The following is a 14,137-nucleotide window of genomic DNA, read 5'->3' as shown; positions in this document are numbered from 1 at the left end:
GATCCGGTTGTCCGTCGGCTGCAAGGGATTGAAGGATTTCACGCGATGACCGAGAACCCGAACCTCATCTCCCACGTCTCGCTGGGCACTAACGACCTCGCCCGCACAACCGCGTTCTACGACACCGTGATGCCAACCCTTGGCGCGCACCGCTTGGAGGAGTTCCCGGGCGCGGTCGCCTATGGCAATCGGTATCCGGAATTCTGGGTCCAGACGCCGATCGACGGTGAGCCGGCGCGCACCGGCAACGGCACGCATCTTGGGTTCGTGGCGACGACAAGGGCTGCGGTTCACGCCTTCTGGGAAGCTGCCTTGGCCGCCGGCGCATCGCCCGACGGCCCGCCGGGACCGCGGCCAGCCTACGGTCCGGCCTACTATGGCTGCTTCGTCCGCGACCTCGACGGCCACAAGGTCGAAGCGACCTTTTGGGACGAATCGCCGACCTGACCGGTACCAAGCATGGGGACGAGCAACGAAATGATCAAACTCTACTGGTGCGCCCAGACCCGGGCGTCGCGCATGGTCTGGCTGCTCGAGGAGGCCGGCCTGCCCTATGAGGTGGTGCCGGTCGACATCCGCACGCCCGGCGGCAAGGACGCGGTGCCGGGGTTTCACGAGGCCAGCCCGATGGGCAAGGTGCCGGCGCTGGCGGACGGCCCGGTGACGGTGGCCGATTCCGCCGCCATCGCGCTTTATGTCGCCGACCGCTATCCCGAAGCCGGCCTGGCACCGGCGATCGACGCGGCGGACCGCGGTCGCTACCTGTTCTGGATGACCTATTCGCCCGGCGTGATCGAGCCGGCTATGGCGGAGAAGTTCAGCAACGCCACGCCCAACCGCCTTTCCCACGGCTGGGGCGACTTCGGACTGATGGTCGAGACCTGGGAGAAGGGACTCGGCGACAGCCCCTGGATCCTGGGCGACCGGTTCTCCGCCGCCGACGTGATGCTCGGTTCCTCGGTCCTGTTCATGCGCATGTTCGGCATCATGCCCGACAGCCCGACGCTTGCCGGCTATGCCGACCGCTGTGCCGCCCGGCCGGCCTATCAGCGGTCACGCGAGCGCGAAGGCTGAGCGCACCGGCGCGGGAGGACGGCGATGGCGAAGCGCAGGAGCTGGGCGGAAAAGCTGGCGGACGGCAAGCCGCACGAAGTCAAGCCGGTCCCGTGCGACATGGCCGGCATGAAGGCCGGCCAGCTCATGCTGATCCCGTCCGCGCGGATGATCGACGCATTCGTGCGGGCCATCCCGGCGGGCGAGGCAATGGACGTCAAGGCCATGCGCACGCGGCTGGCCGCGGCCAATGGCGCCGAGGTCTGCTGCCCGATCACCGCCGGCATCCACCTGCGCGTGGTGGCGGAAGCCACCCATGAGGCGCTGGCCGCCGGTGCGCCGGCAAGCGCGGTTGCACCGTACTGGCGGGTGATCGACGCCACGGCGCCGATCGCCCGCAAGCTCAGCTTCGATGCCGCGGAGATCGCGGTTGCCCGCGCACGCGAGGGGCTCGGCTAGACCAGGTTGATGCCGGAGACGTCGGCGTCGTAGTCGTCCAGGGTCCACAGCAGTGTGAACCCGGTGCCGGACAGCGCCGGCGTGTCGCCGTAGACATAGGTGTCGCCGTCGAAGACCGCGAACGATGAGCCGGTCACACGGTCGCCGTCGGACGCGTCGTAGTCCCTGATCACGTCGACCGAGTGGGCCAGGCCGGGCGACGTCGGCTCGAAGACGCTGGCGAACAGGTCGGCGCCCGCGCCGCCGAACAGGGTACTGCCGGCACCGGTGCCGATCAGCAGATCGTCGTCGGAGTTGCCATAAAGCGTGTCGCCGCCGCTGCCGCCAAACAGCGTGTCGTTGCCGGCGCCGCCGTAAAGCACGTCGGCGTCGCTCGCGCCGGCGGGCAGCGGGCCCGAATACAGCACGTTGTCGCCCACCAGGATGTCGTTGCCGACGCCGCCCTTCAGCACGTCGTCGCCGGTGCCGCCTTCCAGCGAATCGTCGCCGTCGTTGCCCTCGAGCGTGTCGTTGCCGGTGAAGCCGAGCAGCAGGTCGTGGCCGTCCTGACCCTGGACGGTGTCGTCGCCACCTTCGCCGAACAGCCGGTCGTTGTCGGCACCGCCGAAGATCCGGTCGGGACCGTCGCCGCCCTGCACGCGGTCGTCGCCGTCGTTGCCGTACAGCGCATCGCCTTCGCTGCCGCCCTCGATGTGGTCGTTGCCGGCACCGCCTTCGATGACGTCGACCCCGTCGTTGCCGAACAGCCAGTCGTCGCCGTCGTCGCCGCGGATGTGATCCATGCCGTCCTCGCCCAGGATCCAATCGTCGCCGCCGTCGCCGAGCAACCAGTCGCTGCCCTTGCCGCCGTAGATCCAGTCCTTGTCGTCGCCGCCGCTGACCCAGTCGTCGCCGTCGCCGCCGTCGAGATCGTCGCTGCCCTTGCCGCCGTCGAGAGAGTCGTCGCCGTCGCCGCCGCGCAGGATATCGTCGCCGAGGCCGCCCTCGATGCGGTCGTTGCCGGCGCCGCCGGTCAGGCGGTCGTCACCGAGAAAGCCGCCGATCAGTTCGCCTTCGTCGCTGCCTTCGTAGCTGTCGTCGTCGTCGGTGCCGACGAAGGCGTAGAGCGCCAACGGCGGCGACTCGAAGTCGTATTGCGACACCAGCTTGGGCTGGTCGCCGAAAGCGCCGAGATTGGGATCGAGGAAGAACAGCATGATATGGCTCCCACCGCGAACGTCCCCTGATGGGTCGGTCGCAGCGGAGGCGGCCACGGTTCAAACGAATGTCGGCGACCGTCGCGTCGGCCCGGATCAGGCCGCAGCCTTGACGCGCGAAATCACCACCTTGGCGGTCAGGTGCCGGATCTTGGCCAGGCCGTGCAGGCGCTGGATCGTGACCACCGTCAGCTCCGTTCCGGCAGCCAGCAGCAGGCGTCCGGTGGTGTCGACGATGTCGCGGGCGACCGTGTCGCCTTCGCGCAGCTGATAGGGCTCCAGCTCCATCACGGTACGACCGGGTTCGGTGCCCGCGCGGGCCTTGGCCTGCAGCATGGCAAGCACGAACTTCAGCATGTCCGGGTCGTAGAGCCGGGCCTGCGCCTGCAGCTTCTCGCCGACCAGCGCCAGCGGCTTGCTCTCGCCGACCTCGGTGTCGACCAGGTCGATCAGTATGTGCAGCAGCCGGGCCATCGGCGGGATGTCGACACTCTTCACCGGCTCGGGCGGGAACCCGCTGCCGTCGAAGCCGCGCCGGCTGTAATAGATGGCGCGGGCGACGCCCTCCAGCCGCGGGATGTTGGCGATCAGGTCGCGCGCGGCACGCGGGCTCTGCTCCAGCAGGGCCTTTTCCTCGCCGCTGAGCGGCGCACCGGCGGCGATCTTGGCCGCCGCCGATTCCGGCAGGGCGACGATGCCGAGCGGATACAGCATCGCGGCCAGGTCCAGCTCCCAGGCGCGGCCGACCTTCAGCCGCGGCCCGACCAGCCGCGCCCAGCGCCGCACCTTGGTCGCACGCTGGAAGATGTCGGGCCGGGTCAGCGCCAGGATGTCGGTCAGCACCTTGACGCTGCCGGACAGGGTCTGCTCGAGCAGCTGCTTCTCGCCGGCCAGCAGCCGGTGCAGCTCGGCCGCATCGCGGATCGCGGCCAGCAGCGTCGCCGGATCGCAGGGCTTGCGTACGAAGCGGAAGATGCGGCCGTCGTTGACCGCCGATGCCGCTGTGCCCTGGTCGTCGTTGCCGGTCAGCATCACCCGCACGGTCATCGGCCAGCGCTCGGCGACGGTCGCCAGCAGCTCCACGCCCTTCATGCCCGGCATGTTCTGGTCGCTGACCAGCACCGCGAACGATTCTCCCGCCTCCAGCATCTTCAGCGCCTCGGCGGCCCCCGCGGCACATTCCAGCGCCAGGTCCTTGCGCAGCACCCGCCGGGCGGCATTCAGCAGGTTGACGTCGTCGTCGACCAGCAGCACGCGCGGGGATTCTGCGCCCATCGCGGCGGCCTCAGGCGGCGATCCGCGGCGCCGGCAGCGCAGCGACGCAGACCGCGCGTGCGTCGGCATCGAGGTCGCCCTCCGCCGCCGGAATCTGCGCCAGCCGGCGCAGCGCCTCGGTCAGCCGGGCCGGCAGGCCGAGCAGGGTGGTGGCGTAGGCGGCGCTGGGTGCCGCAATCGGCGGGAACGTCCCGGTCGGCGTTTCGCGCTGACCCAGCCGCGCGAAAAGGGCCGCGGCATAGACCACGTCGGAGTCGGCGGGAGCGACGCCGGCGGCAACGGCCAGCGCGGCGGCCCTGTCGGCGAGCCGCCAGGCGCGCTCATGCTGGGGCGGCGACGCGCCGGTCTGCCCCCCATTGTTGCCGAGCCGGCGGCGGACCAGCAGCGCGCGCAGCCGGTCGAGGCCGATCGCATCGAGGGCGCGGGCGATGTTGCACGTCTCCACCGGGCGGCCGAAATAGGCTGAATTGACCAGCTGCAGCAGGCGGACGGCCAGGCTCGGATCGCGGGCGACGATGGCGGCCACGTCGGCCGGCTGCGCGCCCGGCCGCTCCAGCAGCTTGCCGAGTGCGTCGAAGGCGGCCGGCGGGCTCTGCAGCCGGTCGAGGAACGACGCGCCGCGCTCCGCCACGTCGGAGCCGATCTCGCGGATCAGCGCCAGCGGGGCCTCGATCGCCGCGATCAGCGCCTCCGGGTCGCAGGGCTTGCCGAAGAAGCGGTGGCTGCGGCCGACCGCGCGATAGACCTGCTCCGGCTCGGCCTCGCCGACAGGATGAAGCGGATGATGCCCGGCGCATCGCGAGATGCGCTCCAGCACGTCGGCACCGGCGATCCCCGGCATGCGCATGTCGCAGACGACGACGTCGACCGGCTCGCGGGCGACCGTCTCCGGCGCCGCGGCGCCGCCGTCGGCGAAATGCATGTCCCAGGCGTGGCGCTGGCCGCGGGTGAAGCGGCGCAGCCCGTCGAGGATGTTCGGCTCGTCGTCGACGAACAGGATCACCGGCTTCATGTTGCGGCCTCCTCTGCCGTCAGGCTTGCCGCATGCAGCGGCAGGCGGATGGTGAAGCAGGTCCCGCCGCCGGGACGGCCGACGAAACCGATCGAGCCGCCATGCTTCTGCCGCACGATGGCGTAGGAGATGGCCAGGCCCTGGCCGGTGCCCTTGCCCACGTCCTTGGTGGTGAAGAAGGGATCGAACACGCGCCCGGCGACCTCCGGCGGGATGCCGCAGCCATTGTCGGCGATGCGGATCTCGACCTCGCCGCCGACCAGCACGGTGGCGACCGCGATGCGGCCCGGCCTTCGCCGCGCGCCGCGATGGCGTCGGCCGCGTTGACGATCAGGTTGAGCAGCACCTGGTTGATGTCGCCCGGCAGGCAAGGCACCGTCGGCAGCCCCTCGGCGAGGGCGAGCTCGACCTCCGCAACATACTTCCACTGATTGCGCGACACGGTCAGGGTCGTCTCGATCGCCTTGTTGATGTCGACGGCGACCTTCTCGTCCTCTCCGGGGTGGGAGAACTCCTTGATCGCGTTGACGATGCTGGCGACCTGGCCCATGCCCTGCAGCGACTGCTCGATCGAGGCAGCACCTCGCCGAGCAGGAACTGCAGGTCGATCTCGTCCTCCAGAGCCCGGATGCGCGCGATCGCCTCACCGAGCGCCGATTCGGCGCCAACGCCAGCGCCTCGCGATAGGCGGCCACCACGCGGGTCAGGTCGCCGAAGGCATCCTGCATGAAGCGGATATTGTCGCCGACATACTGGACCGGAGTGTTGATCTCGTGGGCGACGCCGCTGGCAAGTGTGCCGAGCGCCTCCATCTTCTGCGCCTGGCTCAGCTCGCGCTCCAGCGCCGCCCGCCGCGCCTCGACCGCCTTGCGCTTGGTGATGTCGCGGAACATCCACACCGTGTGGCGACCGCCCTGGTGGGCCATGCTGGCAAGACCCACCTCGATCGAAAGGTGGCGCCGTCGCTGCGCCGACCGACCGCCTCGACCATCGTGTCGCCCTCGGTGCCGCCGGTAGCGGACAGCCGGGCGATCAGGACGCTGGCCTCCGGCGTGTCCTCGAACAGCGCACAGACGGTCTGTCCCGACAGGGTGCCGCCCGCCGACGCGAACATCGCCTCCGCCGACCGGTTGGCGCGACGGATCGACAGGTCGTCCTGGGCCAGCACGATGCCGACCTGGGTATGGTCGAGGATGGTGTTCAGATAGCGGCGCTGGTTATCCAGCGATGTGGCGGTTTCCTTCAGGGCCCGGTTGGCCTCATAGAGCTCGCGGCTCTTGCCTTCCAGCAGCGCCTCGGCCGCCTGCCGCGCCTGCGTCTCGCGCGCCAGGCGCCGGGCAAGGGCCTCGGGCGTCAGCGTGCGTTCGGCGGCGCCGGCGTCAGGGTGAAGCTTATGCATTGCCTGCCTCCTTCCTGCTGCAGGTCGGTGCGTTCCACCGTGTGCGTCGCACCGAAGCGGTCGACGGCACCGGCGATCAGGCCTTCCGCGAAATCGCCCAGGTGGCGTTCGGACCGGTAGGTCAGTTCCAGCGAATCCGCGCCGAGGCGCCGTGTCCGGATCTCCGGCAGGCATGCCCCCGGATGCGGCCGGCGGACCTCGGCGTGGATGCGCCCGTCGACGCGCTCAAGGAACGCGAGCAGGCCGCCGGGCTCGGCGAAATAGGCGGGGTGGCGGTCGTGGAAGCAGCCGAGCATGTGCCGGCCGAAGTCGCGGATCAGGTCGCCGACCGGGCGGCCGGTGCGCGCGCTGACGGCGCGGACGAGCGCGACCAGCTCGCCGTGATCGTAGGCGCCGACCTCGGTATAGGCGCCGCCCGAGGCGGGCGCCGCGTCGACGATGACGGCCTCGGTGACGTCCGGCCCCAGATCGGCGTCGAGCCGGTCCAGAAACGCTGTGAACACGATGCCCTTCATGGTTGGCCATCCCGAAGCAAATGCGAGACAAGTCCAATGGGTATTTTCAAATGAATGTATTGATGATCGATTAAACCGTTTGACTATCGCAGCCGGCCGCAAGCATCAAACCCACGGCAGTCATTTGCACAAAACTTTCGACAAATTCGCGCCAAATACCGATGGCCGGAAAGACTTGATTTCTCTTTGCGCCGCCTGGCCGTTTCGGAGTTCGGCCGGGCGCGCCGCGCTCAGTCCGGCAGGGTCAGGCTGCCGTCGGCGTTCAACGCGAAGCCGGGATTCCACGCCACTTCCCACAGGAAGCCATCGGGGTCGGCGAAATAGCCCGAATAGCCGCCCCAGGCCACGTCCTCGGCCGGCTTGACCAGCGTCGCCCCCTTTGCCGCCGCCTCGGCCAGAACGGCGTCGACCTCGGCCCGAGAATGCGCGTTCTGCGCCAGCGAGAACGCCCGGAACCCAGAGCCGGCGGGATCGACGCGGGCATCGTCGGCCAGTTCGTCGCGCGGATAGAGCCCGAAGGCGAAGCCGCCGGTCTGGAAGAAGGCGACGCCCTGTGCCGCACGTACCGAACGGACCCATCCCAGCGATTCGTAGAAGGCCTGGGCGCGCGCCAGATCGGCGACGCCGAGGGTGATCAGGCTGATCCGCTGGTCCATCGCACCGGTCCTCGCTGTTGCGCCCGCGAGGTAAGCCGCGCCGCCGGCGCCTGTCAATGTTCTTTTTTTGTTCCGAGCACCCTGGGCCGCCCGCGAAGGGCGGCCCAGGCCTCAATGGTGGCGTTGGTCCGGATGCACCGTCTTGTCGAGGATGTCGGCGCGATGGCCGATCACGAAGGCGCTCGAGCCGACGATCAGCGGGTCCGGCCCGCGCACTACGTGCGTATTCTTCTCCGGATAGGGCAGCGACGACAGGAAGTGCTGCATGCAGTTCAGCCGCGCCCGCTTCTTGTCGTCGGACTTGACGATGGTCCACGGCGCATCGGCGGTGTCGGTATGGAAGAACATCGCTTCCTTCGCCTCGGTATACTCGTCCCACTTGTCGAGCGAGGCCATGTCGATCGGCGACAGCTTCCACTGCTTCAGCGGCTCCAGCCGGCGCGCGGCGAAGCGCCGGCGCTGCTCCTCGCGGGTGACCGAGAACCAGTATTTGAACAGCCGGATGCCGGAGCGGACCATCATCCGCTCGATCTCCGGGCATTGCCGCATGAACTCCAGATAGTCGCTCGGCGCGCAGAAGCCCATCACCCGCTCGACCCCGGCACGGTTGTACCAGGAGCGATCGAAGAACACGATCTCGCCGCCGGCCGGCAGGTGCTCGATGTAGCGCTGGAAGTACCACTGGGTGCGCTCGCGTTCCGACGGCTTGTCCAGCGCCACCACCCGCGCGCCGCGCGGGTTCAGGTGTTCCATGTACCGCTTGATCGTACCGCCCTTGCCGGCCGCGTCGCGCCCTTCGAACAGGATCACGATCCGTTGCCCGGTCGCCTTGACCCAGTCCTGCACCTTCAGCAGCTCGACCTGCAGCTCGGCCTTGTGCGCCTCATAGGCGCTGCGCGGCATCTTGCGCGCATAGGGATAGGCGCCGGTCTCGAAGGCACGTGCGATCGCGGCCGGGTCGTGCCGCATCTCCGCGATGCGATGGCTGGCGTTCTCGGCGTCGATCTGCTTGGTGCGCGCGCGCCGCGTCCGTGGCTTGGCGGGGGTCGCGCCGTTGCCGGCCTTGGCCGCCGGCTTCGCCGCTTCGCCTTTGCGTGCGGGGGCCTTGCGGCGCGCGGGCTTTGCCGTGGCCGGAGCCGCGCCGTTGGCCGAAATGGTATCCTGCGCAGCGGCAGGCTGTGCCGTGGCCGGTGCCTTTTCCCGGGCGGCGGGATTGGGCGCCGGTGCGACCTGCGGCTCGGCCGAAGCCGCCGCATCGCCGGCAGGGCTGGACTTCGCGCCCGTTGCCGGGCCTGGACGGTTTTCGTTGGCCATCGCGGATACTCCGAAATTGCGCCGGGGACGCTATGACAGATGGCAAGAATTGAGGAACGGTGACCGGAACGGGACCGCCGACCGCCGCTCTATGACAGCAGGATGACACGAACCGCCGCCGCCGCGCCAGCAAGCGCGGCAACGTGTCCCTTTTCCGGCCATGCGGGTCCCGCGGTCGGCGCCGCGGCGGGTCAGTATTCGCCCGGCGCCGCCACGGTGTCGACCGGCAGGCCGCTCGGCACCGTTGCCGGCACCTGGTCGGCGGTCGACGCCACCGACGGCGCGCTCAGCGCCTCGAGGAAGGCGGCCAGCGCCGCCACCTGCGCATCCGTCGGCTGGAACCGCGGCAACTCGGGCGCCAGCGACGCCAGCACCGCCGCCCGCAGGCCGGGCTCGCGATGGATCGTCGGCTCGATCTCGGCCTCCAGCGACACGAACTGGAAGTCGGGCGTCCAGCAGACCGACGGGTCGAAATGGTGCCGGATCGCCATGTCCAGGGTGTGGAAGGCGCCGTTGTGCATCCAGGGCCCGGTCAGCGCCACGTTGCGCAGCGGCGGCGTGCGGAAGCCGAACAGGTCCGCGCCTTCGCCGGAGACCAGGAAACGGCCGAAGTCGAGCGGCGCGGAGGCGCCGCGGCCCGGACCGATCTGCGGCGTGCCGATGTTGTGGTGCTGCTGGTCTGTCATCAGCGGGCCGCTGTGGCACGTGGCGCAGCCGGCCTCGCCATAGAACAGCAGGGCGCCTTCGACCTGCGCGTCGGTCAGCGCGTCATCCTCGCCGGCCAGCCAGCGGTCCCACGGGCTGTCGGTGAAGGCGAAGGCCTGTATTTCGAAGGCGGCGATGGCCTGGGCGGCATGGGCGAAGGTCAGGTCGGCGACGGCCACGTCCGGATAGGCCTGCTGGAACAGCGCGACATAGGCCGGGATCGCCAGCAGCCGGTCGGCCAGCGCCTGCCACATGCCGACGAAGTCCTCGTCCTCGAAGGCCGCGATCTCGTTCTCGCGGCCGTCGGCCGCGATGTCGCCGGGCTGGCCGCGCATCTCGTCGCGCGAGGTCACCGGGAACATCGCCTGCAGCGCCAGCGGCGTATCGAGCCACATGAACATCTGGTCGCCGGCCGGGGTGTGGATGGTGCCGTCGGCGGCAATCTCGACCCGGCTGTCCCAGAACATGGTGTGCCAGTGCGAATCGCCGCGGTTGAACACCTCGGGTGCGTTGCGCGGGATCAGCGCCCCTTCGGCCAGGTCGCGGCCGGTGCCGAGACCGACGCCGCCGCTGCCGAAAGAGACCGACAGCCCGTCGCCGATGCCGAAGGCCGGGTGATGGCAGGTCGCGCAGGAAATGTTGCGGTTGCCGCTCAGCTCCGGGTCGAAGAACAGCATCCGGCCCAGCTCGACCAGCGCGTCCGGCTCCGCCGGCGGCGGCTGCAGGGCCTCGACGCCCTGGGCCTCGACCGCCGCGCGCAGGGTGGCGCGCGCATCGCCGGCGGCGCTCTGCGCCTCGGCGCCGAGCACGATCAGGCCGCCGACGCCGACGAATGCTGCGGCATAGGCCGCGGCCCAAAGCCCCTTGCGGCTGTCGTCGAACCCGATCTGCATGGGCTCCCCCATCTCTTCAGGCTAGGCCGTCCGGCCGGTCCGGTGTCGCCGGTCAGGGTACGGCATGACTCGTATCCGCATCATGAAGATGTCGGATTTAAGGTAGCGGATGACAGGGATGCAATGTGACGCAGTGCCCGCCGTCACACCGCGCGCCGCGCCGCGCCGCCGATTCAGCGGGCGCGACGCCGGATGACGAAGCTCTCGTCGTTGAACCACAGCCCGCCGTGGCGCTGCAGCACCGCGCAGGTGGCGTCGAAATAGTCGTCGCTGGAGATGGCGTGGCGGAACCGCGCCTCGTCGATCTGCGCCACATAGCAGGCTGCGTTGAAGGCCGCGAGCACCGACGAGGTGCCGATGCTGGCCGACAGCTCGGACGACAAGGCGTGCATCTCGTAGCGGAAGATGGCGTCGTTGTCGGTGCCCGCCTCCGGCTTCAGCCCTTCGTCGTCGGCCAGCGCCCGCCGCAACTCGTCGATCAGCACGTTGCGCGGGGTCTGGAACGGGTCCTCGTCCGGCCACAGCGCGCGGACCAGTTCCATGCCGGCGTCGTGGCCGTAGGACTGCACCGTGACCATGCGCCCGCCCGGCGCCAGCGCCTGTGCCAGCGGCGCCAGCACCAGCCGCACCTTGCGCTCCGCCGTGGTCCGCGCCCGGTAGGGCTGCGAGGCGATGATCAGGTCGTGCCCGTCCAGCGGCTCGCCGCGGCGCGGAATCGCGCGGTCCAGCACGAAGCGATGGTCGGCGCGATAGACCACCAGCACGAAGGGCTGGGCAGGATGCGGGTTGCCTGTGGCCGCGTCGACCTCCACCCGCCAGCCGTCGGCCAGCACCGGCGCCAGCGCGCGTATCTGCTCGTCGAAGGCATGTCCGCTCGACCCGTGCAGCGCGACGTCGAACAGCTTCAGCCGTTCCGGGTTCTGCCGCGGGGTCAGCCGCACCGCGTCGCGGAAGTACATGTTGGTCAGCACGAGCACCGTCATCGGATGCTCGACGAAGCGGTCGGCCAGGTGCTCCAGCCCGATGCGCACGTCCTCCAGGCTGATCTCCTTCGCCACCACCAGCTGCGGCACCGTCGGCATGCGCTGATGCAGCTGGCGCATGACCAGGCTCAGCACCGTGGCGTCGCCCATGCCTGCATCGAACACCCGGATCGCCGGCGGCACCGGCTCCAGCGACGCGAGTTCGCGGCCGATCCGCTGGGCGATCGCCCACTTCTCGTTGGTTGTGGTGGCGTACAGCCGGTATTTCTCGCGGCTGTCGTAGAAGCGCGTGTTGCCGTTGCCTTCGGGCATGCGGTCGTTCCCCGGATTCCGTCACCGCGGCAGTGTACAACAGCCGGCGGCGGGCGCCAGCACACGGCTGGGTGACGCCGCCGCACCGGTTCCGACGGTCGTCGGGGCCCGGAATGGCTTATCCCGGCGCTCGCGCGCCGGGATAAGGAGGCTCCAGCCGGTGGTAGGGACGGGGAAGGTTATGGTTGCGACCGGCCACCGGCGCCCGGCCGCAATCTCGGACGATGGGGTCAGTTGGCGACCAGGTTCAGGCGAACGGTCTGCACGTCGAAGAACCCCATCATGTTCAGGGCGACGGTCTGGGCGTTGGCCCCGGTCGCCGGGTCGTTCCACAGGTCGATGGTGTACTGGCCGGGAAAGGCCGCCACCTGGGTCCAGGCGCTGGCCTGCCAGCCGCCGACCAGGGCGCTGGTCTGGCCGCCGCCCAGGGCCGAGTTGGCCAGGATCGTGACGGAGTCGATCTTGCAGCCCGGGTACTGGGTCAGGTCGAACACCGTGTTCAGGCTGAGCTGGGTGAAGTTCACGTCACTGTTGATCGCGCGTTCCGGCGACTGGCAGACCGGCTGCGGCGGGACCGGCGGCGCGCCGAAATGGCTGACCACCAGGTCGATGTCGCCGACCTCGACCCAGCCGACCGTGCGCAGCTGCAGCGTGTTCACGCCCTGGCCGAAGACGTCAGCGTTCGGGTTCGGGTACAGCGTGACCAGATGCTGGTTGGCCGTGAAGGCGCTGTCGACCACCTGGCCGTTGACCAGCAGCTCGACCTTGCCGGCCGGGTTGAGTTGGCCGATCTCCACCTTCACGCCCTCAAGGCCGTAGCCGTTGAACTGCGGGCCGATACCGCCGAGCTGGCGCAGCGGGAAGGTTTCGTCGTGGGTCCAGCGGTCGACGTCGATCGCGATCGTCTCGACCAGCAGCGGCTGGGCCCCGCCGCCGAAGGCAAAGGCCGGGGCCGCCAGCCCGGACAACGCGACAGCGGCAAGAATTGCTTTGCGAACCATCTTGGTGCTCCTGATCGAATTCGTCGTTCGATGATCAGGAACTTAGCGACCGGCCGCTTTCATTGGCATGCCGGCTGGATTATTTGTTTTCTAGGCTTCTTGGAATCGCCTAACGCGGCCTTCGGCTTGCCGCCAGTGCCGCCGGCAGGGCGTAGCGGCGCAGCACCACCTCGCCCGGCAGCGGCTGCAGCGCCGGGTTGCCGTACAAGCCGGCCAGCGCCAGCACCACCAGGTCGAGCTCCGGCACCACGAACAGCCGCTGGCCGCCCCAGCCGATGCCGGCCGCCCAGCGCAGCTCGCGCCGCCCGACCAGCGACCGGCCCAGCCACCAGTGATAGCCGTAGAACCACAGCCCCTGGGCGTTGGCGTGGGCCGCGGTGGCCTCGGCGATCCAATCGGCGCCGACGATCGCCCGGTCCCGCCATCGCCCGCCGCCGACCGCGACCTGGCCGACCTTCAACAGGTCGCGCGGACGCAGCCGCAGCCCCGACGGCGCCATCGCCATACCGGTGTCGTAGCGGACCCACTCCGCCCGCGCGATGCCGAGCGGCGCCAGTAGCGTTTCCTGCACCAGCGCGTCGAACGGCATGCCGGACGCGCGCTCCAGCACCGCCGCCAGCAGGGTGGTGTGGCCGCCATTGTAGACGTGGACGGCGCCCGGCGGCCGCCGCAGCGGCTGCTCCAGCACGAAGCGTACCGGGTCGGGTGCCGCCATCATCTGCCGCTCGCTGTTGCGCGGGTCGGCATAGGGCAGGTCCTCGTTCCAGTCGAAACCGGCGGTCATGGTCAGCAGGTGGCGGACGGTGATCGCCCCCTTGCCGCCGTCGCGCAGGTCGGCATGCTCCGGCAGCCAGTCCAGCACCGGCCGGTCGAGATCGCCGAGCCAGCCGCGGTCGCGGGCGACGCCGGCGACCAGGCCGGTCACGCTCTTGGTGATCGAGCGCAGGTCGTGCAGCATCGTCGCGTCGTGGGCGACGACGCCGAGCGGCCGGGCAAAGGCCCAGTCCTCGCCGGTAAAATAGCGCTCGTAGATCAGCGTGCCGCGCCAGGCGATCAGCGCGGCGTGCAGGTTGGCGTCGGTCCATGCCTCGAACTGGGGCGCGAGTCCGGCGAGCAGCGCCGGGTCGATGCCCATGTCGCCGGGCGCGGCGACCGGCCAGCCGTCGGCCAGGTCCGGTGGGCAGATCCGCGCCGCGCCGGTCACGCGCACCCCCGGTGATCGGCCTCGAGAAAGGGGCCGACAGGTGCTTCGACAGGATTCGGGTCTGCGGTTGCCATCGCCTGTCGCCTGCACGGGGCCGCGCGCTGCCGGGCCGAGCCCATTGTCGGCAATGTCGCCGCAATGGCAAGGCCCGGCGCTTGCG

Annotated in this window: 15 protein-coding genes; 3 read left to right on the top strand and 12 right to left on the bottom strand. The window is 69.9% G+C overall.

Features of this window, described 5'->3' with window-relative positions; all coding sequences use genetic code 11:
* Positions 1-45: 45 nt before the first annotated feature.
* Genes R3F55_15225 through R3F55_15215 form a run of 3 tightly spaced genes read left to right on the top strand, consistent with a single transcriptional unit; the run spans position 46 to position 1,512 of the window.
* Positions 46-447, top strand: a complete 402-nt coding sequence (locus R3F55_15225; GenBank protein MEZ5668760.1) for a VOC family protein — start codon at positions 46-48, stop codon at positions 445-447.
* Between the two features lie 30 nt (positions 448-477).
* Complete coding sequence (locus R3F55_15220; protein ID MEZ5668759.1) at positions 478-1,074, top strand: glutathione S-transferase family protein; 597 nt, start codon at positions 478-480, stop codon at positions 1,072-1,074.
* A 24-nt stretch (positions 1,075-1,098) separates the two neighbouring features.
* Entirely contained in the window at positions 1,099-1,512 is a 414-nt protein-coding gene (locus R3F55_15215) for a hypothetical protein (protein MEZ5668758.1), read from the top strand.
* Here R3F55_15215 and R3F55_15210 read toward each other — a convergent pair.
* From R3F55_15210 to R3F55_15155, 12 genes are all read right to left on the bottom strand, one after another.
* Entirely contained in the window at positions 1,509-2,708 is a 1,200-nt protein-coding gene (locus R3F55_15210) for a calcium-binding protein (GenBank protein MEZ5668757.1), read from the bottom strand. The two genes, R3F55_15215 and R3F55_15210, sit on opposite strands and share 4 nt — an antisense overlap.
* A gap of 96 nt (positions 2,709-2,804) precedes the next feature.
* Positions 2,805-3,983, bottom strand: coding sequence for a response regulator (locus R3F55_15205; GenBank protein ID MEZ5668756.1), 1,179 nt, complete (start codon positions 3,981-3,983; stop codon positions 2,805-2,807).
* A 10-nt stretch (positions 3,984-3,993) separates the two neighbouring features.
* The gene (locus R3F55_15200) at positions 3,994-4,995 is read right to left on the bottom strand and encodes an HDOD domain-containing protein (GenBank protein ID MEZ5668755.1); all 1,002 of its coding nucleotides are present in this window, start codon (positions 4,993-4,995) and stop codon (positions 3,994-3,996) included.
* The gene (locus R3F55_15195; GenBank protein ID MEZ5668754.1) at positions 4,992-5,888 is read right to left on the bottom strand and encodes an ATP-binding protein; all 897 of its coding nucleotides are present in this window, start codon (positions 5,886-5,888) and stop codon (positions 4,992-4,994) included. The genes R3F55_15200 and R3F55_15195 overlap by 4 nt, the downstream gene beginning before the upstream one ends.
* Positions 5,822-6,394, bottom strand: a complete 573-nt coding sequence (locus tag R3F55_15190) for a PAS domain S-box protein (GenBank protein ID MEZ5668753.1) — start codon at positions 6,392-6,394, stop codon at positions 5,822-5,824. The genes R3F55_15195 and R3F55_15190 overlap by 67 nt, the downstream gene beginning before the upstream one ends.
* The gene (locus tag R3F55_15185) at positions 6,349-6,909 is read right to left on the bottom strand and encodes a heme NO-binding domain-containing protein (protein MEZ5668752.1); all 561 of its coding nucleotides are present in this window, start codon (positions 6,907-6,909) and stop codon (positions 6,349-6,351) included. Before R3F55_15185 ends, R3F55_15190 begins: the two co-directional genes overlap by 46 nt.
* 230 nt (positions 6,910-7,139) lie before the next feature.
* The gene (locus tag R3F55_15180) at positions 7,140-7,565 is read right to left on the bottom strand and encodes a VOC family protein (protein MEZ5668751.1); all 426 of its coding nucleotides are present in this window, start codon (positions 7,563-7,565) and stop codon (positions 7,140-7,142) included.
* Between the two features lie 111 nt (positions 7,566-7,676).
* Positions 7,677-8,720, bottom strand: a complete 1,044-nt coding sequence (gene ppk2, locus R3F55_15175; protein MEZ5668750.1) for a polyphosphate kinase 2 — start codon at positions 8,718-8,720, stop codon at positions 7,677-7,679.
* 350 nt (positions 8,721-9,070) lie between these two features.
* Positions 9,071-10,477: a cytochrome c peroxidase gene (locus tag R3F55_15170; GenBank protein ID MEZ5668749.1), complete on the bottom strand. Its 1,407-nt coding sequence runs from the start codon at positions 10,475-10,477 to the stop codon at positions 9,071-9,073.
* A 173-nt stretch (positions 10,478-10,650) separates the two neighbouring features.
* Positions 10,651-11,772 carry a hypothetical protein gene (locus R3F55_15165; protein ID MEZ5668748.1) on the bottom strand — a complete coding sequence of 374 codons (1,122 nt, stop codon included), beginning with the start codon at positions 11,770-11,772 and terminating at the stop codon, positions 10,651-10,653.
* 230 nt (positions 11,773-12,002) lie between these two features.
* Complete coding sequence (locus R3F55_15160) at positions 12,003-12,773, bottom strand: hypothetical protein (protein MEZ5668747.1); 771 nt, start codon at positions 12,771-12,773, stop codon at positions 12,003-12,005.
* A 109-nt stretch (positions 12,774-12,882) separates the two neighbouring features.
* The gene (locus R3F55_15155) at positions 12,883-13,983 is read right to left on the bottom strand and encodes a serine hydrolase (GenBank protein ID MEZ5668746.1); all 1,101 of its coding nucleotides are present in this window, start codon (positions 13,981-13,983) and stop codon (positions 12,883-12,885) included.
* Positions 13,984-14,137 lie beyond the last annotated feature (154 nt).

The organism is Alphaproteobacteria bacterium (genome assembly GCA_041396705.1).
Taxonomy (GTDB): Bacteria; Pseudomonadota; Alphaproteobacteria; order CALKHQ01; family CALKHQ01; genus CALKHQ01.
Note: the sequence above shows the minus strand (reverse complement) of the source record. Positions and strands in the feature narration are given on the sequence as shown.

Excerpts from the sequence above, each read along its gene's own strand:
- R3F55_15225 (MEZ5668760.1), top strand. The coding sequence starts at position 46 with ATGACCGAGAACCCGAACCTCATCTCCCACGTCTCGCTGGGCACTAAC.
- R3F55_15220 (MEZ5668759.1), top strand. The coding sequence starts at position 478 with ATGATCAAACTCTACTGGTGCGCCCAGACCCGGGCGTCGCGCATGGTC.
- R3F55_15215 (MEZ5668758.1), top strand. The coding sequence starts at position 1,099 with ATGGCGAAGCGCAGGAGCTGGGCGGAAAAGCTGGCGGACGGCAAGCCG.
- R3F55_15210 (MEZ5668757.1), bottom strand. The coding sequence starts at position 2,708 with ATGCTGTTCTTCCTCGATCCCAATCTCGGCGCTTTCGGCGACCAGCCC.
- R3F55_15205 (MEZ5668756.1), bottom strand. The coding sequence starts at position 3,983 with ATGGGCGCAGAATCCCCGCGCGTGCTGCTGGTCGACGACGACGTCAAC.
- R3F55_15200 (MEZ5668755.1), bottom strand. The coding sequence starts at position 4,995 with ATGAAGCCGGTGATCCTGTTCGTCGACGACGAGCCGAACATCCTCGAC.
- R3F55_15195 (MEZ5668754.1), bottom strand. The coding sequence starts at position 5,888 with ATGTTCCGCGACATCACCAAGCGCAAGGCGGTCGAGGCGCGGCGGGCG.
- R3F55_15190 (MEZ5668753.1), bottom strand. The coding sequence starts at position 6,394 with ATGCATAAGCTTCACCCTGACGCCGGCGCCGCCGAACGCACGCTGACG.
- R3F55_15185 (MEZ5668752.1), bottom strand. The coding sequence starts at position 6,909 with ATGAAGGGCATCGTGTTCACAGCGTTTCTGGACCGGCTCGACGCCGAT.
- R3F55_15180 (MEZ5668751.1), bottom strand. The coding sequence starts at position 7,565 with ATGGACCAGCGGATCAGCCTGATCACCCTCGGCGTCGCCGATCTGGCG.
- R3F55_15170 (MEZ5668749.1), bottom strand. The coding sequence starts at position 10,477 with ATGCAGATCGGGTTCGACGACAGCCGCAAGGGGCTTTGGGCCGCGGCC.
- R3F55_15165 (MEZ5668748.1), bottom strand. The coding sequence starts at position 11,772 with ATGCCCGAAGGCAACGGCAACACGCGCTTCTACGACAGCCGCGAGAAA.
- R3F55_15160 (MEZ5668747.1), bottom strand. The coding sequence starts at position 12,773 with ATGGTTCGCAAAGCAATTCTTGCCGCTGTCGCGTTGTCCGGGCTGGCG.